16 protein-coding genes and 1 riboswitch are annotated in these 19602 nt (G+C 39.1%); of the genes, 7 read left to right on the forward strand and 9 right to left on the reverse strand.

What is annotated here, in order from left to right:
* Positions 1–5: 5 nt before the first annotated feature.
* The 6 genes from ilvC to folP all read right to left on the reverse strand — a co-directional run bounded on the left by ilvC (position 6) and on the right by folP (position 7133).
* Positions 6–1052 (reverse strand): ketol-acid reductoisomerase, encoded by a 1047-nt coding sequence (gene ilvC / locus NZD88_RS03900; protein WP_259827605.1) that lies wholly within the window; start codon positions 1050–1052, stop codon positions 6–8.
* 53 nt (positions 1053–1105) lie between these two features.
* Positions 1106–1387 (reverse strand): ACT domain-containing protein, encoded by a 282-nt coding sequence (locus NZD88_RS03905; RefSeq protein ID WP_259827607.1) that lies wholly within the window; start codon positions 1385–1387, stop codon positions 1106–1108.
* Positions 1388–1405: 18 nt separating this feature from the next.
* Entirely contained in the window at positions 1406–3130 is a 1725-nt protein-coding gene (gene ilvB / locus NZD88_RS03910; protein ID WP_259827609.1) for a biosynthetic-type acetolactate synthase large subunit, read from the reverse strand.
* A 10-nt stretch (positions 3131–3140) separates the two neighbouring features.
* The gene (gene ilvD / locus NZD88_RS03915; protein WP_259827611.1) at positions 3141–4832 is read right to left on the reverse strand and encodes a dihydroxy-acid dehydratase; all 1692 of its coding nucleotides are present in this window, start codon (positions 4830–4832) and stop codon (positions 3141–3143) included.
* Between the two features lie 200 nt (positions 4833–5032).
* Positions 5033–5905: a branched-chain-amino-acid transaminase gene (gene ilvE / locus NZD88_RS03920; RefSeq protein WP_259827613.1), complete on the reverse strand. Its 873-nt coding sequence runs from the start codon at positions 5903–5905 to the stop codon at positions 5033–5035.
* 340 nt (positions 5906–6245) lie between these two features.
* The gene (gene folP / locus NZD88_RS03925; RefSeq protein ID WP_479875910.1) at positions 6246–7133 is read right to left on the reverse strand and encodes a dihydropteroate synthase; all 888 of its coding nucleotides are present in this window, start codon (positions 7131–7133) and stop codon (positions 6246–6248) included.
* Positions 7134–7460: 327 nt separating this feature from the next.
* Between folP and NZD88_RS03930 the strand changes: the two genes are divergently transcribed.
* From NZD88_RS03930 to tpiA, 5 genes are all read left to right on the forward strand, one after another.
* Entirely contained in the window at positions 7461–8024 is a 564-nt protein-coding gene (locus tag NZD88_RS03930; protein WP_169235648.1) for a DUF1599 domain-containing protein, read from the forward strand.
* A 6-nt stretch (positions 8025–8030) separates the two neighbouring features.
* Positions 8031–9143 carry a BT_3928 family protein gene (locus tag NZD88_RS03935; protein WP_259827614.1) on the forward strand — a complete coding sequence of 371 codons (1113 nt, stop codon included), beginning with the start codon at positions 8031–8033 and terminating at the stop codon, positions 9141–9143.
* Between the two features lie 128 nt (positions 9144–9271).
* The gene (locus NZD88_RS03940; RefSeq protein ID WP_259827616.1) at positions 9272–9622 is read left to right on the forward strand and encodes a tellurite resistance TerB family protein; all 351 of its coding nucleotides are present in this window, start codon (positions 9272–9274) and stop codon (positions 9620–9622) included.
* 28 nt (positions 9623–9650) lie between these two features.
* Entirely contained in the window at positions 9651–11777 is a 2127-nt protein-coding gene (locus NZD88_RS03945) for a S9 family peptidase (RefSeq protein WP_259827618.1), read from the forward strand.
* 174 nt (positions 11778–11951) lie between these two features.
* Positions 11952–12713, forward strand: coding sequence for a triose-phosphate isomerase (tpiA, locus tag NZD88_RS03950; RefSeq protein ID WP_259827619.1), 762 nt, complete (start codon positions 11952–11954; stop codon positions 12711–12713).
* Positions 12714–12808: 95 nt separating this feature from the next.
* On the opposite strand, the gene NZD88_RS03955 is transcribed toward tpiA, so the two are convergent.
* Positions 12809–14074: an esterase-like activity of phytase family protein gene (locus tag NZD88_RS03955; protein WP_259827621.1), complete on the reverse strand. Its 1266-nt coding sequence runs from the start codon at positions 14072–14074 to the stop codon at positions 12809–12811.
* A 246-nt stretch (positions 14075–14320) separates the two neighbouring features.
* A riboswitch (cobalamin riboswitch) is annotated at positions 14321–14512 on the forward strand.
* A gap of 82 nt (positions 14513–14594) precedes the next feature.
* Here NZD88_RS03955 and NZD88_RS03960 point away from each other — a divergent pair.
* Positions 14595–15719, forward strand: a complete 1125-nt coding sequence (locus NZD88_RS03960; protein WP_259827622.1) for a T9SS type A sorting domain-containing protein — start codon at positions 14595–14597, stop codon at positions 15717–15719.
* Between the two features lie 347 nt (positions 15720–16066).
* Here NZD88_RS03960 and clpP read toward each other — a convergent pair whose 3' ends face one another.
* Both clpP and dnaG read right to left on the reverse strand, forming a co-directional pair.
* Positions 16067–16753: an ATP-dependent Clp endopeptidase proteolytic subunit ClpP gene (clpP, locus tag NZD88_RS03965; RefSeq protein WP_169235655.1), complete on the reverse strand. Its 687-nt coding sequence runs from the start codon at positions 16751–16753 to the stop codon at positions 16067–16069.
* A gap of 119 nt (positions 16754–16872) precedes the next feature.
* On the reverse strand, positions 16873–18855 hold the full coding sequence (gene dnaG, locus NZD88_RS03970) for a DNA primase (RefSeq protein WP_259827624.1): 1983 nt from the start codon (positions 18853–18855) through the stop codon (positions 16873–16875).
* 275 nt (positions 18856–19130) lie between these two features.
* On the opposite strand from dnaG, the gene tsaE reads away from it, so the two are divergent.
* On the forward strand, positions 19131–19538 hold the full coding sequence (gene tsaE, locus NZD88_RS03975) for a tRNA (adenosine(37)-N6)-threonylcarbamoyltransferase complex ATPase subunit type 1 TsaE (RefSeq protein WP_259827626.1): 408 nt from the start codon (positions 19131–19133) through the stop codon (positions 19536–19538).
* Positions 19539–19602: the final 64 nt, after the last annotated feature.

A 19602-nucleotide genomic window follows, 5' to 3' on the forward strand; every position in this document is an offset into this window, starting at 1 on the left:
TGGGGTTAATTGTTCTCTGGTCTCAGACTGCGGACGGTCTTACCTGCTCTCCACATTTCGCTTTCTCTAAGCTCTGTGAGTTCTACTTCCAGTTTTTCTCTGTAATCCGGTTTGCTGTTGCTGTCGATAGAACGTTGGGCCTCATCCCCTTTCGCAACGCTGTCGTATAATTCTTCAAACAATGGAGAAGTAGCATCTCTGAAACGTTTCCACCAGTCTAATGCTCCTCTTTGAGCCGTGGTGCTGCAGTTCGCATACATCCAGTCCATGCCGTTTTCTGCAACTAAGGGCATTAATGATTGCGTTAATTCTTCTACGGTTTCGTTAAATGCTTCAGAAGGGCTATGTCCGTTTTTCCTTAATACGTCGTATTGGGCCGCAAATATTCCCTGTACAGCACCCATCAATGTTCCTCTTTCTCCTGCAAGGTCGCTGAATACTTCTTTTTTAAAATCTGTTTCAAATAAATAACCGCTTCCAATAGCTATACCTAATGCAGTCACTCTTTCTCTTGCCTTTCCTGTAGCATCCTGATACACAGCAAAACTGCTGTTCAGTCCGCGATCCTGCAGAAACATTCTTCTCAATGACGTTCCGGATCCTTTAGGGGCAACAAGAAATACATCAACCTCTGCCGGGGGAACAATTCCTGTACGCTCATTAAAGGTGATTCCAAAACCGTGAGAAAAATACAGGGCTTTTCCGGGAGTAAGATGCTGTTTTACTTTAGGCCAGTATTCGATCTGGGCTGCATCGCTTAAGAGATAGCAAATAATTGTTCCTTTTTGTAAAGCTTCTTCTATTTCGAACAATGTTTCTCCGGGTACAAAACCGTCTGCAACTGCTTTGTCCCATGATTTTGAATTTTTCCTCTGGCCAACAATCACATTAACGCCGTTATCTCTCTGGTTAAGCGCCTGTCCTGGCCCCTGTACTCCATAACCAATCACTGCTATTACCTCATCTTTTAATACTTCCTGAGCTTTATGTAATGGAAATTCCTCTCTTGTTACTACGTTTTCTTCTACTCCGCCAAAATTCAATTTTGCCATTTTTTTAATTTTTTATTTGTTGTTAATTATTATATTTTAATTCTATTATCTGCTCAGCTCGCATGTAATATCGCTGTCAGGTATGGATTTTTATGATAATGCACTTCCAGCACATCTACCTGCTTTTCCATTTGTTGGGTGATCTTCTGTACAGATTCTTCCGTTTCTTTAATGACGATCACAAACTTTTTTATTTTCTCCATTTCGGAGGGACCTACATTGAGATTCACAATAGAGACCCTTCTCCTTGAAAAAATAGCATTGATCCTGCCGATCAACCCCAGATAATCTTCTGTATAGGCGGTGATGGTGTATTCTTTATTTTCTGATTTCATCTTTTTTCTATTAATATTTTAAACTTTATTGTGAGTCAGTACGATTTCGGAAACACTTTTCCCCTGAGGGATCATCGGAAAAACATTGTGCTCTTTTCCGGTCATTACTTCCAGAAGGAATGCTCCTTTATGATGAAGCATTTCACTGAGACCTGCTTCCAACTCTTCTCTCTGTGCTACTTTTCTTCCGGGAATATGATATCCTTTGGCTACCTGCACAAAATCCGGACTCTGAATATCTACCGAAGAATATCTTTCTTCGTGAAACAGCTCCTGCCACTGTCTTACCATTCCCAGATAGCAGTTATTCAAAATCAAAATCTTGATATCCGGTTGGTACTGCATCAATGTTCCCAGTTCCTGAATGTTCATCTGAGCTCCGCCATCTCCCATCACCGCAACAACCGGACGGTCAGTTCCGTAAGCAGCTCCTATAGCAGCGGGCAGACAAAAACCCATCGTTCCCAGTCCGCCACTTGTAATATTGCTTCTGGTATGCTTAAAGTTGGAATATCTGCAGGTAGCCATCTGATGCTGCCCGACATCACTGACAATCACAGCTTCTCCCTGGGTCATCTCATTCAGATTTCGAATTACTTCTCCCATTGTAATTTCTCCTTCAGTAGGATACAATTCGTGCCTGATCAGTTTAAATTGCTCTACTTCATAGCAATCTTTAAACTTTTGATGCCATTCAGCATGTTGTCTTGGTGCTATTAACCGGGTAAGAAGTGGCAAAGTCTCTTTACAGTTTCCCAGAACCGGAACTTCAACTTTTACATTTTTATTAATTTCTGCTTTGTCAATATCCAGGTGGATGATTTTCGCCTGTTTGGCATATTGATCAAGCCTTCCTGTCACTCGGTCGTCAAAACGCATTCCCACTGCAATCAGAACATCGCATTCATTGGTAAGGATGTTCGGTCCGTAGTTCCCATGCATTCCCACCATTCCTACAGCCTGCGGATGATCTGTGGGAATAGCACTCATTCCCAACACAGTCCATGCTACAGGAATCCCTGATTTTTCTGTGAACTGTATAAACTCTTTTTCAGCCTTTCCCAGTATAATTCCCTGCCCGGCAATGATGAATGGTTTTTCTGCATGATTAATTATTGCTGCTGCTTTTTCAATGTTTTCTATATTGGGAACAGGATCCGGTCTGTAGCTTCTCAAAGAATCACATGGTGTATAGTCTCTATACAAAACCTTTTGCAGCTGGGCATTTTTTGTCACATCTATCAATACCGGGCCGGGCCTTCCTGATCTTGCGATGTAGAATGCTTTGGCCAATACTTCGGAAAGTTCATCTGCATCGGTCACCTGATAATTCCACTTCGTAACGGGACTTGTCACATTCATCACATCTATTTCCTGAAAAGCATCGGTTCCCAGAAGGTGTTCAAAAACCTGTCCTGTGATGCATACGATAGGGGTATTATCAAGTAATGCATCGGCTAATCCTGTCACAAGATTGGTTGCTCCGGGGCCACTGGTGGCCAAAACCACTCCTACCTCTCCGGAAACTCTGGCAAGCCCCTGCGCGGCATGGACCGCTCCCTGCTCGTGGCGGACCAAAATATGCTCCAGCTTATCTTTATAATCGTAAAGGGCATCATAAATCGGAATAATTGCTCCTCCAGGATATCCAAATATCGTTTTTACCCCTTCCTGAAGAAATGCTTCAAGGATGATCCGGCTCCCGCTAATCTCTGTTTCTGTGGATATATTTAGATTCTTCATTCTATTTTTATTAAGTGATTTCGTCTGTTACGCAGCCTTCGGCAGCTGATGACACGGTGAGTGCATATTTGTAGAGCAGTCCTTTTTTGACTTTAAGTTCTGGTTTTTGCCATCCTTCCTTTCTCTGCTCGATTTCTTCCTTGGAAACTCTTAGTTCTATAGTGTTGTTTACTGCATCTATTTCAATAAGATCGTTATCTTTCACAAAAGCAATCAAACCGCCTTCATAGGCTTCGGGAGTAATGTGTCCTACTACGAAACCATGGGTTCCGCCACTGAATCTACCGTCTGTAATTAAAGCTACGCTTCCACCCAATCCTGCTCCGATCAGAGCACTGGTAGGCTTCAACATTTCCGGCATTCCCGGTGCACCTTTTGGCCCTTCATGTCGAATGACAATGACGTCTCCATGCTGAACTCTGCCGTTTTCAATTCCTTTGATAAGATCTTTTTCTCCGTCAAATACTCTTGCTTTTCCTGAAAATTTTTCACCTTCTTTCCCTGTGATTTTCGCTACACTTCCCTTTTCTGCAAGATTGCCATACAGTATCCTCAGGTGCCCTGTTTGTTTGATAGGATTTGATAAGGGTCTGATGATCTTCTGTTTATTAAAATCCAGGCTGGGAACATGTTCAAGATTTTCAGCGATGGTTTTTCCGGTAACCGTAAGACAATCACCATGTAATAGACCTTCTTCCAGTAAATATTTCATTACGGCTGGCGTACCCCCGTGATCATGAAGATCCTGCATCAGGTATTTCCCGCTTGGTTTAAGATCTGCCAATACCGGCGTGATATCGCTCATTTTCTGGAAATCATCCTGAGTGACAGAAACGCCAACACTTTTCGCCATCGCTATAAAATGCAGGACGGCATTCGTACTTCCTCCAAGAATGATGATCAGACGAAGTGCATTTTCGAAAGCCTTCCGCGTCATGATGTCTGATGGTTTGATATCTTTCTCCAGTAATATTTTGATGTATTTTCCTGCTTCCAGACATTCATTTTGCTTTTCTGTGCTCAATGCGGGATTGGAAGATGAATACGGAAGACTCATTCCCAATGCTTCGATAGCTGAAGACATGGTATTGGCAGTATACATTCCTCCGCAAGCTCCCGCTCCGGGACAGGAATTTTTAATAACTCCATTAAAATCTTCTTCTGAAATTTCCCCGGCAATTTTTTTCCCTAAAGCTTCAAAGGCTGAAACAATATTAAGCGGTTCGTCCTTATAACATCCGGGGGCTATTGTTCCTCCGTATACCATAATCGAAGGTCTGTCCAGTCTTCCCATCGCAATGATGGTTCCCGGCATATTCTTGTCACATCCCGGTAATGCAATAATTCCGTCATAATACTGTGCTCCGCAGATGGCTTCGATGCTGTCTGCAATCACGTCGCGGCTAACCAATGAATACCGCATTCCGTCTGTCCCGTTGCTCATTCCGTCACTTACTCCTATGGTATTGAATATCAATCCTGCAAGACCGTGATTCCAGGTTCCTTTTTTTACGACTTTGGCGAGATCGTTGAGATGCATATTACAGGTATTCCCGTCGTAACCCATGCTGGCAATTCCGATTTGGGCTTTCTTCATATCTTCATCTGTAAATCCTATCCCGTAAAGCATTGCTTTTGCGGCGGGCTGTTCACTGTTTTGGGTGAATGTTTTTGAATATTTATTTAACATATTATCCTGCATTTCCTGTTCTTGTTATCTCTCGGTGTAGTATCAAAAATTTCAATTTTTTCGGAATTCATAAATGAAGTTTTACTTAATTTTGGTCCAAAACTACAGCTTGTAATATCTTTTTCCTTTTCACTTTGATGAAAATTACAATATTCAACTGTTTGAAAAATAGATGTATTCATTTGATAATTAAATATTTAGGTTATTAAAATTTACAATGACAGAACTCTTACCCGTTTCAGATAGGCCTGCTGTACTTTTTCACTTTCTGTATCTTTCCAGTTTTTGGTGAAAGGAACATCATCCAAAGAATCCAACGCTACAATTTCAGCTGCCGTTCCACAGAAAAAAGCGGCATCCGCTCCTCTCATTTCTTCAGGTTTAAAGAAGGTTTCTTTAACGGGAATATGAAGCTGACTGCATATTTCAAAAACGGTCTGCCTTGTGATGCCCGGCAGTATGTTTCCTTTTGCGGGTGTAAATAATGTTCCGTCCTTTTCGTAGAATACATTAGCGCCTGAACTTTCTGCTACATTTCCATTTTCGTCCAACAGTAAAGCTTCATCATATCCTTTGTCTTTGGCATCCTGGCAGGCCAAAATAGAATTGACATAGTGTCCGCCTACTTTGGCTTCTATCTTAAAAGCTTTGGGATTCGGACGTTGAAAAGTAGAAGTCATGATTTTCATTTTATCAGCGAGATAGCCATTGCTCCATTCCCAGGCGAGCAGAGACAGATAGGATTTTTGCCCTTTTGAAAGGGACATATTAGGGGAACATGTTACCAGCGGGCGGATGTAAGCATCACTGAATCCGTTACGTTCCAAAAGTTCATATGTGATATCCGTAAGCTGGCTGACCGTATAATCAAATGGGATATGCATCAGTTCCGCTGATCTTTTCAGTCTTTCATAATGTTCTTCTGCTTTAAAGATTTTGGTCCCGTGATCGGTTCTGTAAGATTTAATGCCTTCAAAAACAGAATAGCCGTAATGCAGTGATTGCCCGTAAAGGTCCATTCCTGCTTCTTTGGCTTTTAAGAAGTTTCCATCAAAATACACGATAGTTTTGTCGCTGTAATACATTGTATAGGGTTTAAAAAAATTAACAAAAGGGAATAAAAAAAGCCCTCTCACGATGTGAGAGGGCTCAAATATGTACAGTCATACTCTATCCTTCTCACCAACGCAAGGGAATAATAATGACGATAATAATTACTGTTAATAACTGATACATAATGATTGAAATAAAAAAAGCCGCTTCAATATGAAACGGCTTATATAATTTAAATTAAAATATTTTTATAATGCCGATTCCTAACTGTTGTTAATGACAACAATAATGCTAGAAATGACAATAATATTTTTCTGATTCGTAAAATTCATATTGCAAATGTATTAATTTTCAAATACTGAGCAAGTTTTTTTAACACTTTTTATTTTTTTCACAAAATTGTCTGATGGTTGCTGCAGTTTCAGCTACATCATGCACTCTCAAAATTTTGGCTCCCTGCTCCAAAACTATCCTATGAAGTTTCTGTGTTTCTTCATTGATGTCCAGAGGAGATTTTCCAAGCGGTTTATAGATAAATGACTTTCTGGAAATACCTATCAATAGAGGAAATTTCCCAAAACCTAAATACTCCGTTTCACCGATCATTTTCATCTGATCTTCTATTGTTTTTCCGAAACCGAAACCGGGATCAAGAATAATATCTTTCACTCCTTTTGAAAGAAGTTCATTGGTCTTTTTAGAAAAATAACGGTTCACTTCGAGTGTAATATCTTCGAATTTCACCTTTTCGTGCATCGTCTCGTAAGACGGGTTTACATGCATCAGAATGTAGGGAAGTTTCGTTTCAGCAGCGGTATCAAACATTTTATTGTCATACTGCCCTCCGGAAATATCATTGATCATATCAATTCCTTCATTAAATCCGAATTTTACGGTTTCTGCGTAGAATGTATCCAGTGATATCAATGCTTCCGGAAAATCTTTTTTAATCTGGGAAATCATCTTTCCTATTCTCTCAATCTCTTCTTTACTGGTCAAAAATTCAGCATTTGGGCGGGTAGATTGTGGTCCGATATCAATGATCTCTGCACCGTCTTTCAGAAGTTTTTCGGCATGTTCCAGTGCTGATTTTTCACTGTTAAACTTTCCACCGTCGGAAAAGGAATCCGGGGTAAGATTGAGGATCCCCATAATCTTTGGAGTGCTCAATTCTACCAGTCTTCCGTTGCAGTTGATGGAATGGAAAGGTTTGAGCGTCGGAGGGTTTGAGGGTTTGGGAGTTTGGGAGTTTGAGAGCATGTTTATGATTGATAAGTGATGATATTCTGCAAAATTAAGACTTATTGTTGAATCTGAGGAGTTGATCGTTTTTGTTTGTTGATGGTTGCTAGTTGACAGTTGTTTGTTATTCGTTGATAAGAGCTTCGGCAGGGACGAATTCAAAATTAAATATTAAACTTAAAATTCCTCCTTTCAAAATTCCCTGACAAGAAACAACAGAAACAACTCTAAAACCCTCCCACTCTCAAACTCTCTAACCCCAAACGCCTAAACTCTGACAAAAATCAATCCCTGATTCCTGCTACCTTAAACCTAATTCGTATATTTGGGAGATTAAGAGAATTTATGTCAAAAACATCAGTACAGTTCGGGAAAGTTATCAGTCAGTGTCGTGATCTTTTCAGTAAAAAATTGCAGGATTACGGCGCAGCATGGAGGGTTTTGAGGCCCAGTTCTATTACGGATCAGATTTACATTAAAGTGAACAGGATCCGTACGCTGCAGATGACAGATAAAAAAATGGTGGATGAAAGCGAGGAAGATGAATTCATCGCCATCGTCAACTACTCTATCATCGGACTTATCCAGCTTGAAAAAGGGCTTTCCAATGATTTTAATGAAAATAAGGAGGAAGTTTTGAGTCTTTATGATCAATATTCTAATGATGCTCAGGCTTTAATGGAAAGAAAGAATCATGATTATGGTGAAGCATGGAGGGATATGAGAATTTCTTCTATCACTGATCTTATTTACCAGAAAGTACTGAGAACTAAACAGATCGAAGACAATCAAGGAAAAACCATCGTTTCTGAAGGTCTGGATGCCAATTATTTCGACATGCTGAACTATGCTGTTTTCTGTCTGATTAAGTTCTCTGAAAAAGAAAATATTTCCGAACCCCAAAAATAATTTAATATGATCAAAGGTTTATTACGGTTTATTATTGCTGTTATCTTCATTCTTTCAGGCTTTGTAAAGGCTGTGGATCTGGTAGGATTTTCTTTCAAGATGGAAGAATATTTTGCCCCATCGGTTTTTAATATGCCATTCCTTGAAAAATTTGCGCTTCTGTTTTCGATCATTGTGGTCGTACTGGAGCTTTTCCTGGGGTTTATGCTTTTACTGAAACTGAAGCTTAAATTTACACTTTCAGCGTTAATTGCCCTTTGTATCTTCTTTGGGTTCCTTACTTTTTATTCGGCTTATTTCAATGTGGTAACGGACTGCGGATGCTTTGGCGACGCGATCAAGTTTACGCCTTGGCAGAGCTTTATTAAAGATATTGTGCTTCTTGCTGGTCTTATCATCCTGTTCATTCTTTACAGAAAAGAATTCCGTAAAAAAGATGAGTACAGCAGCGATCATACGAAACCATCATCCGGTAAGTTCAGATATGCTCTTTTAGGCCTTTTTTCGGTGATTATGATTTACATTATGGCTCAGGGAATCATGCATGAACCACTGATTGATTTCCGTGATTATAAAATCGGGACGAATATCAAGTCTGAAAAGGAAAAAATCAATAAAAATCCTTCAGAATACAAGACTTTTTACTCGCTTAAAAACCAGAAAACCGGAGAGGTTTTAAAGGTGAACCAGGATGATTATATTAAAGAAACCAAATACTGGGCAGAAGGTTCTCCCTGGAAAATTGAGGAAGGCAAAAATGAATCTGTTCTAACGAAAGAAGGGTATAAATCTGAGATCGTAAAATTCAAAATTGAAGATCCCACAGGAATGGACCTGACGGATGAAATCATTAATGCTCCTAAAGCAATACTTGTTTTTTCTTATCATCCGAAAGAAATTCCGGCTGATCTTATTCAAAAACTTGAAGCTAAAGTAAGTGCCCAAAAAGGGGCTGTCATCTATGGCGTTTCTACAGATCAGAACACTTTTAAAACCATCAAAAATGCTATGATGGACGGAACTGCCATCAAAACTATTGCGAGAAGCAACCCGTTTGTGGTGGTATTGGAGAAAGGAAAAATTGTAGACAAACAGCCTGCAAAAGACTATTTGAAATAAGAAGATTATTGTGAATCGTGAATGGTCAATAAGTAAATTCTGAATGGTTAATTTTGAATTAAAACTCTTCCAATCCCGAATCACGCAACTATCAAATTTAAACACTAAACTTAAACATACAATTACAAATGCAAAAATCAAATAAATCAATCGCCGGTTACCATCTTTTAATGATTCTGTCTTCTGTAGACGGAGAATTTGCTCCTGAAGAGGGAATGCTGATCCAGCAGTATATGGCAGACGAATTTCCGTTCAGAATGAATCTTGACAATGAACTGGAAACGCTGGCTCTTTTACAGCCTGAGGAATGGAAAGATCACTTTGAATTCCATGCAAGATGCTTCCACGATGATTCTACAGAAGATGAGCGTATAAAATTTGCTCAATTCTCTAAAACATTGATCAAAGCTGACCATAAGGTAACTGACGAAGAGCATACGTTCTACAAGCTCTTGAAAAACCTGTGGAATTTAGCATAGACAACACACCCAAAAAACAAAATACATCATGAAGAAGTTTTATCTTGGAATATTAATTATGAGTGCTTCTACGATACAATCTCAAAAATTCCCTGCTTTAAAAGCTCCGGTTGCGGAAAAGCAGGAACACATCCGGGAAATTCACGGTGATAAAGTGAATGATCCGTATTACTGGATGATCGATTATTTTAAAAAAGGAAAAGACTCTACGAAGGTGGTTGATTATCTGAAAGCCGAAAATACCTATTGGGAAGGCATGATGAAAGATACAGAACCTTTCAGGGACAAACTCTTCCAGGAAATGAAAGCCCGTATTAAGGAAAAAGATGAATCTGTTCCTGTCTTCGACAACGGATATTTTTATTATACCCGTACAGAAGCCGGAAAACAGTATTTCAAATACTGCAGAAAGAAGGGCAGTCTTACTGCTCCTGAAGAGATCCTTCTGGATGTAGATCAACTGGCGGAAGGACACCCTTATTATAATGCTACCGGCTTCAGCATAAGCCCGGACAACAGCAAACTGGTATATGGCGTTGATGATGTCTCCAGAAGACAGTATACTTTATTTTTAAAGGATCTGAAGACCGGAAAAACAACCGATCTGGGCATTAAAAACACAGAAGGATCCGCAGAATGGGCGAATGACAATAAAACCATTTTTTATACGGAGAATAACCCGGTTACTCTTTTGTCCGAAAAAATAAAAAAACATACACTGGGAACTGATCCAGGCAAAGATGTAACGGTTTATGAGGAGAAAGACCATACCAACTATATTTCGGTATACAAGTCTAAAAATCAGAAATTCATTCTTATCTATTCAGGCGCCACGACGTCTTCTGAAACAAGATATCTAAATGCTGATGATCCGAACGGAACATTCAAGGTTTTCCAGCCGAGAATGAAGAATGTTCTCTATTCGATCACTCCTTTGGAAGACAGATTCCTAATCAGAACGAATAAAGATGCGCTTAATTTTAAAATTGCAGAAACTCCTTTAGATAAAACAGGTGTTGAAAACTGGAAGGATTTTATTCCACACAGAAATGATGTTTTAATGCAGTCTGTGAGTGCGTTTAAAAACTATCTTGTTTTCAGTGAAAGACAGAATGGGCTTACTCAGCTTGTTATTTACAACAGAAAGACCGCTAAAAAGGAAGCGTTGACATTTGACGAACCTGCTTATACCATTTCTTCACTGGAAAACCCCGAATACAACACAGATAATTTCCGTTTCGGCTATACTTCAATGATTACGCCTGTTTCACAATTTGAACAGGATCTGAAGACAGGAAAAAGAACGTTACTGAAACAACAGGAAATTCTTGGCGGTTATGCTAAAGACGAGTATACTACCGAAAGACTTTTCGCAACGGCAAAAGACGGAACAAAAATTCCGATCTCCATTGTGTATAAAAAAGGATTTAAAAAAGATGGAAACAGCCCGCTGCTTCTTTATGCCTATGGTTCTTACGGAAGTTCAATGGATGCGGCTTTCAGCAGTACAAGGCTAAGTCTTCTGAACAGAGGTTTTGCTTTTGCCATGGCTCACATCCGTGGCGGCCAGGAAATGGGAAGACAATGGTATGAAGACGGAAAAATGATGAAAAAGAAGAATACCTTCACCGATTTCATTGATGCCGGAAAATATCTGGTTAAAGAAAAGTATACATCACCCAAACATCTTTATGCTCAGGGCGGAAGTGCAGGAGGCCTTTTGATGGGTGCTGTCGCGAATATGAATCCAAATTTATGGAACGGGATGATTTCACAGGTTCCTTTCGTAGATGTGGTTAATACAATGCTTGACGAAAGTATTCCATTGACGACCAACGAATATGATGAATGGGGAAATCCAAACAATAAGGAAGCTTATTTCTATATGAAGTCTTATTCTCCTTACGAAAATATCGAAAAGAAAAATTACCCTAACCTTTTGGTAACAACAGGACTTCATGATTCTCAGGTACAATATTTTGAACCGGCAAAATGGGTCTCGAAACTCAGGGATATGAAAACTGACAAAAACGTATTGTTATTAAAAACAGACATGAATTATGGCCACGGTGGTGCTTCGGGAAGGTTTGACTACCTGAAGGATATTTCCCTGGTGTATGCTTTCATGTTTAAACTTGAAGGGATTAATAAGTAATTAAACTCTCGCAGATTTTGCTATTAATTTTAAAATTAACATTTAGTAGAAGACAAAGTAATATTGGAATTAAAATCAATAAAAAAGTGGTTAACCACCTTTAAATCTGCTAAATCATTACAATCTGCGTGAGATAAAAATAATAAACAATAATTTACATAATTATATAAGGCTATGAGAAGAAAAATAGTTGCAGGAAACTGGAAAATGAACAAAAATGTCATTGACGCACAACAGTTAATGATTCAATTACTTAGCTATAAAAATAATAACACCACTAACTGCGAAGTATGGATAGCGCCACCTTCTTTATATCTGATGATGGCTAAAGATATCTTCGAAAAGGATGATATTGGCGTATTCTCTCAGGATATGAGCGAGCATGAAAGCGGTGCTTATACAGGAGAACTTTCTGCAGATATGCTGGAATCTATCGATGCGACAGGTTCATTAATCGGGCACTCTGAAAGAAGACAATACCACGGTGAAACAGATTCTCACTGCAACAGAAAGATCAAATTAGCTCTTGATAAAGGACTGATCCCTGTATACTGTAACGGTGAAACGCTTGAACAGAGAAAGGCTGGACAGCATTTTGAAGTGGTGAAAAACCAGACTGAAGTAGCTCTTTTCACACTTTCTGCTGAAGAGATCAAAAAAGTAGTGATCGCTTACGAACCGGTTTGGGCGATCGGAACAGGTGAAACAGCTTCTCCGGCTCAGGCTCAGGAGATTCATGCACACATCAGAAGCATCATCGCTGCAAAATACGGACAGGAAGTGGCTGACGAAATTTCTATCCTTTACGGAGGTTCTGTGAAGCCTGATAATGCGAAAGAGATTTTCTCTCAGCCTGATATCGATGGTGGACTGATCGGAGGTGCCGCTTTAAAATTAGAGGATTTTTCTAAAATTATTGAGGGTTTTAATTCGTAGGTTTCAGCTAAAGCCAATTTCTATCGAATTTAAAAACATATAGAGTCAAAAACGGCGGCATCTTCGATGCCGCCGTTTTCTTAAAAAAAATCTAATTATTGAATATCGACTACATACATTGTTCCTTTGTCTACTTTTCCGGTTTTAGGAAGGATCTTCGCTTTTGGATTTCCGTTTCCGTCATCTAAAATTCCAAAATCATCATCATTGAAGACTGCCAGTTTATTATTCCCTAAATAAACGATTCCTTCAAATTTATCATGCTCATATCCTAATTTTGCTACCAGATCTACGGCTAAAACCTTGGAAACAGGCTTTATTCCTGCGTTCGTAATTTCATCCCAGGTAGACTGCTCTAAAGCTTTATTATTGATTTTCATCCCGTCAACAGCCGCAATATCGGTACCGTTCACGTCTGAAGCTCCAGCAATATTGATCCGGTATACTTTTTTGGTTCCTCCCTGAGAGCCAAAGTTTCCGTCTCTTTCTATAACAAGAAATTCCGTGCTGCTGATAGCTGTAATATCACATACAGAATCTGATGCCCCTCCATTTTGCTTATACAAATACTGTTTCGTCTGTCCTGTTGCAATATCAAAAGTGACAATTCTGGTTAACGTTGTATTCGTGGCGAGAACTTTTGTAGGAACATACATCGTAGACTGAATAGTGCCTACCAGCATTTTCCCATCCGGAGTGATGCATAATCCTTCCATTCCTCTATTGGCTCTTCTTTTCGCCAAAACAGCAGGCAATTTTCTAGGTCCGGTATTGACCCCTATCGGACTTATCCTTTCCAATTCTATTCCTTCTGCGTTATAATGAACGATGTGCGGACCATATTCGTCAGAAACCCAAAAAGTTCCGTCTGCTGCTGCTACAATACTTTCACTGTCCAGTCCATAATTGTCTGTTCCCAAAACATTTCCTGATGAATCGTAGGCTGTTTCTCCTGTACTTCCCATTCCTGCAGGGTTCGGAAGACCTGTAATCGGCTGGCCGGAAGGATTTTTAAGTTTAATATATTTGATAACCTCGATATTTCCTTCTGCATTGATCTTAAAATGCATAATTGTTGGCGTAAAATTCGGGGCTGGAAATTTCTTTCCGTTCAGATAATCTGTATTCGGACCACGATCGGTGATCACATAAAACTCCCCTTTTCTGGTTGGATGTGCAGCTGCACCTGAACCGAAGCCACCGTTAATAACATCTACCCCATTAATAGTTGTCAATTTGGAGAAAGGAAATTCCTGAGGAAGTTTAGCATAATTGATATCCTGGTTATTCATCTTGTTGTCATCATCTTTACATGATGCAAGCGCTGTGAATACGATCGCCGATAACAGCAGTTTTCTCATAGTTACTTTTATGCCGCGAAAGTATACATTGATTGTAAACTGATGTTGAATTTAATAACAATTGTATTTTAACAATAAGATCGTTAGATGAATTTATTTTAAACACTTGAATTAATCCGAATATCATCAATCTTCTTTTTAATTCTTTATTAAATCAAAAAATCATCTTCCTAAAAGTAATCTGACAGCTAAACAAATAAAGAAACCATACAATAATTCACAAAACAGCTTCAAAAATTTATATAATATATTTGCAGCAGTTAAGGCTGAACATCTGTTCATTAACAGGGAATCAAGTGAGAAGAAATTCAATGCTTGGGCTGTACCCGCAACTGTAAGCTGTTTTAAACTTTGAGTACAATAGGCCACTGGATCTCAATCCGGGAAGGCGTACTTCGAGAAGCGAGCCAGGAGACCTGCCTTATCTGCGTTCACTTCAGGAAAAGAAGGATCTGAAAAAGATTCTTATTCTTTTTCCTGCGGGAAAGTTTCGGGAATAAAACTTTAATTTAATTATATTATGAAAAAGATCTATCTTTTTTTTCTGCTGCTATGTCTGCAGCTATTCTCTGCCCAGTTTACAGAGAATGACATTAAATTCTGGGTAGGGACAGGCTCGAAAAAGGCTTATTTCATCGCCGATTTTAATGATAGTGACAATCCCACATCTTATGCATGGGGCTATCGGTATGATGCAAATAATCTTACGATGGAAGACCTCATCAATGCTATTTCTGCGGCAGAGCCTAAAATAGAGGCAGAAGTTCCTTCAGGTTTTCTTTACAGTTTCAATTACAACCATCACATTCCAAGTTTGGAAGATTACTGGTCTACATGGTCCGGTCCTACTGCAGAAAACATGAATTTGAATAATGGCGTAAACAATGATCCATTAGTTAATGGAAAATGGTATGGTATTTCTTTCGGTTATGGATTTACCTCTACTACGCCTCCACTTTCCCATCCGTCTTCTCCTGTGGCAGCTTACAGCTCTTCCTGGTACAATCTTTCACAGATCACCAACTGGATCGGAACGGGAAGCAATACAAGTCTTGTTGTTATCGATTTTGGGACGAACAATTCAAATGGTGAAGCTCATTCCTTTGTTTTTGGAATTAAATACAATGGAGGCTTAACCGCTGAGCAGGCTCTTCAGCTGATTCATGCACAAGCTCCTTATTTTAACTTTACATCAGCAAGCAACCAGATCAGTACATTATCTCTCAATAACTTTACAGGAAATACATCAGGAACCAATACGTGGAAGCTTTTCAAAGGAAAAGACCTTTCAAACTGGAGAGGACAGACCAATTTATCTCAAATTCAATTGGGAAATAACGACTGGCTAGGCTTAAGTTTCGGACAAAGATTACCATTTACTCCCAGAGAAGCATCAAGCTCTATTTTAAGTGTTTCTGACATCAATAAAAAGGAGTTCAGAATCTATCCAAATCCGGCAAGTGATTTTGTCCAGATAGAAACTGCGGAAAGTATTAAAGAAGTGAATATTTATGCCGCTTCAGGACAAAAGGTACTGACTGGAAATACAGCAAGAATCAATATTCAGGCCTTGAACACCGGGATTTATCTGATGGAAATTAAAACATCAAAGAATACCACGGTTCATAAGATTATTAAAAAATAGATGACACGCGTCTTGAGGGGCGCGTTTTTGTTTTTATAACCTTTGAGGTGATGAAGTTGAGTTGTTGGGGGAAGACTGAGTATTTTTTTTAACCACCCCGTCAAAAATTCTTTGAATTTTTGCCACCCCTCCACGGGATGGGAATTGGGGTCGACGAATTTTTGTCATTATGAAAATCAAAGATTTTCACAGAACTTAAGTGATCTTCTTTTCACATTTTTTTTAAGCTTGAAAGTAGCGCTGAAGTGCTAAAAAACTTTTGTCCCTTTTGTGGTTAAAATACAAATCAAGCAATAAAAAAACGCACCGAAAATCCGGTGCGTTTTTCAATATTCCTGAAAAGGAAATTATTTTTTCTCTGTAGATCTCTGTAAAACTTCGTCTACCATTCCGTAGCCTTTAGCTTCCTCAGAAGTCATCCAGTAGTCTCTGTCTGAAGACTTTTCTACCCATTCGTACGTTTGTCCTGAGTGGTGACCGATGATCTCATAAAGCTCCTGCTTTAATTTAAGCATCTCTCTCAAGTTGATCTCCATATCTGAAGCTACTCCCTGAGCACCTCCTGAAGGCTGGTGAATCATTACTCTTGAATGCTTAAGTGCAGAACGTTTTCCTTTTTCTCCTGCCACAAGAAGTACCGCTCCCATTGAAGCTGCCATTCCTGTACAGATCGTAGCTACGTCCGGCTTGATGATCTGCATCGTGTCATAGATTCCTAAACCTGCATAAACGCTTCCTCCCGGAGAGTTGATGTAGATTTGGATATCCTTGGCAGAATCAGAACTTTCCAAGAATAAAAGCTGAGCTGTTACGATGTTAGCAACCTGATCGTCAATTCCTGTTCCTAAGAAGATAATTCTGTCCATCATCAGACGCGAAAACACGTCCATCTGGGCAACGTTTAATCTTCTTTCTTCCATAATATACGGCGTAAGATTCGTTGGACCATACATTCCCATATACTGATCGGTAGCAAGACCGCTATTTCCTAAATGTTTTACAGAGAAATCTCTGAAGTCTTTTTTAATGTCCATATTGTCTATTATGTATTATTAAATATTTATCGAAGTTTAAATTACAACTTTTATTCCTAAAATTTTATAGGACTTTTTGTCAGAGAATTCCGGCCTGATGCTCAGCCTATGTCTGCAATTTACCTTTTCCTATCTACGTAAATCCCTTTGATAGGTGAATATTCAATAATATCGCTTAATCTGATGGATGCCTGTTTCAGCAGGGTAATCTTTTTGATCAGTTCGTAATATTTCACTTCATCGGTTCCGCTGTACTGATCCAGCTGTCTTGCAGTTTCTTTGATCAGATAGTCTATATATCTGTATTTATGCAACAGAACGTCTCCCTGCACCTGTTCCGCTATTTTGTCACCGTAATTGGGAGGGAAAATATTTCGGGAACCCCAGTTTTCCAGTTCATCCAAAGGAATCAGGGCATCTACTACCTTGGAGGTAATTTCTTCATCCATAAAAGCTACAAAAAAGTTTCCGCTTCTCAGCTCATCCTTTTGAATACCTTCTTTCACCTGGTTGATGATAATTTCATTGCCTTTTACTAAAAAATTATATTGTTCTTCTTCAAAATGCAACAGGATTTCTTCAATGACGGTAATCTGGTATTCTTCGTTCTTTTCATTGGTTCTTTTCAAAACAACATCGCCAAACATCAGCATATGATCTACAAGCTTGCTTTCCATAAACAGAACATCATACAAATAAGGATCTTCTTTTTCCTCATCCAGAGGCACAATTTCAAGCTTAGCAGGAGCTTTTTCTTTTTGCTGCTGAACGTGTTGGTGCTGGTTTTGTGTGATTTGTTTCTGAACATCCAGTTCATTGAAAAGACTCTGTTCCGAAAGTCCGAATTTATTGGAAACCTCTTTCAGATAGACTTCTCTTTTCAGTGCATTCTGTACAAAAGAAACCGATTTTACGATATTCTGAATCGCTTCGGCTTTTTTTATGGGATCATTTCCGGCATCTTTTAAAAGGATGTCTGCTTTAAAATCGATGAAATCTGTCGCTTCATTTTCGATGAACTTTTCTACATAATCCTGCGGATGTTTTCTGGCAAATGAATCTGGGTCATCACCTTCCGGGAAAAGCAGGACACGAATGTTCATTCCCTCCGTCAAAAGCATATCGATACTTCTGAAGCTCGCTTTGATCCCGGCATTATCACCGTCAAAAAGAATGGTTACGTTTTCCGTCAGCCTTTTGATCAGTTTAATCTGTTCAATAGTTAAAGATGTTCCTGAACTGGCCACTACATTCTCAATTCCTGACATATGAAGTGCGATCACGTCCATATAACCTTCCACAAGCAGACAGTTATTTTTTCTGGAAATTGCCTGTTTACTCTGATTTAAACCATAAAGAACATTGGACTTATGGTAAATTTCCGTTTCCGGGGAGTTAAGATATTTGGCCGTTTTGACGTTATTCTTAAGAATCCTGGCCCCGAAACCTAAAACCCTCCCCGAAAAACTGTGGATAGGGAAAATAACCCTTTCCCTGAAACGGTCGATTCCGGATGGTGTATTTTCAGGAAATATAGAAAGTCCGGATTTTTCAAGAATATCTTTCGTGTAGCCCTTTTCCTCCGCATAAACGGTGAAGGCATTTTTCTTTTCCACGGAATATCCAAGCTGGAATTTTTTAATGATATCATCTTTCAGCTCACGTTCTCTGAAATAAGCCAAACCAATACTTCTACCTTCTTCCGAATCCCAAAGAATCTCCTGAAAATAAGTATTGGCCACTTCGTGAATTTTATACAGCTGATCTTTTTCGGTCTGTGCATGTTTTGCTTCTTCAGAAAACTCACGCTGATCTTCTTCAATTTCGATCCCGTATTTTTTAGCCGCGTGGCGAAGGGCTTCTGGATAGGTGAAATTTTCGATCTCCATCAGGAAAGAAATGGCAGTTCCCCCTTTTCCTGTTGAGAAGTCTTTCCAAATCTGTTTGCTTGGTGAAACGACGAAACTCGGAGACTTTTCATCATGAAAAGGACTGAGCCCCTTAAAGTTAGACCCGGCTCTTTTCAGCTGAACGTACTCTCCTACTATCTCTTCTACCCGTATCGTTGAAAAAATTTTATCTATGGTCTGTTTGGAAATCATAGCGTAAAAATAAGTAAATTTATAGAGATGGAGAAAGTGTTTTGCATTCGAGTCGGAGTGTAGGAGAGTTTTAGGGTTTGAGAGTTTTTCAGAATTTAACAATGACTGTATTAAATATGAAAACTAAATATTTCTACAATTAACAAACAAAAAAACATATTTCCCACAACAGCCCGCCACTCTATCACATTCCCACACTCTCACCCTAAAACTCTCCCACTCTCAAACCTTCTCAGTCTCCAACTAAATTGCTTATTTTTGCACAAATTACTTTTATGCAGTTTACTATACAAGAGATCAAAGACTGGCAGGAAGTTGTCGATAAGATCATTCCTGACTTAAAGCATAACATCCTACTTTTAAAAGGAAACCTTGGTGCAGGCAAAACGACATTCACTCAATTTCTTCTCAAAAAACTGGGAAGCCAGGATGAAGTGAACTCTCCTACCTACTCTATTGTCAACGAATACAATACCCCAAAAGGAAAGATCTACCACTTCGACCTTTACCGTTTAAAAAACATTGAAGAAGTCTATGATATCGGGATTGAAGAATACCTGGATAATGCGTTTTTATGCATCATAGAATGGCCTGAAGTGTACGAAGAAGAGCTCTACGGGCTTAAGTACCACACAATGAGCATTGTGAATACAGGGGATGAAAGAGAAATTTCATTCGAGTAAATATTATGTATCTTTGCTTCATAAATTCAATTGAAAAACAACAACCTGTAAGACATAATTTATT

Origin of the sequence: Chryseobacterium pyrolae, assembly GCF_025153485.1 — a bacterium.
Taxonomy (GTDB): domain Bacteria; phylum Bacteroidota; class Bacteroidia; order Flavobacteriales; family Weeksellaceae; genus Chryseobacterium; species Chryseobacterium antibioticum.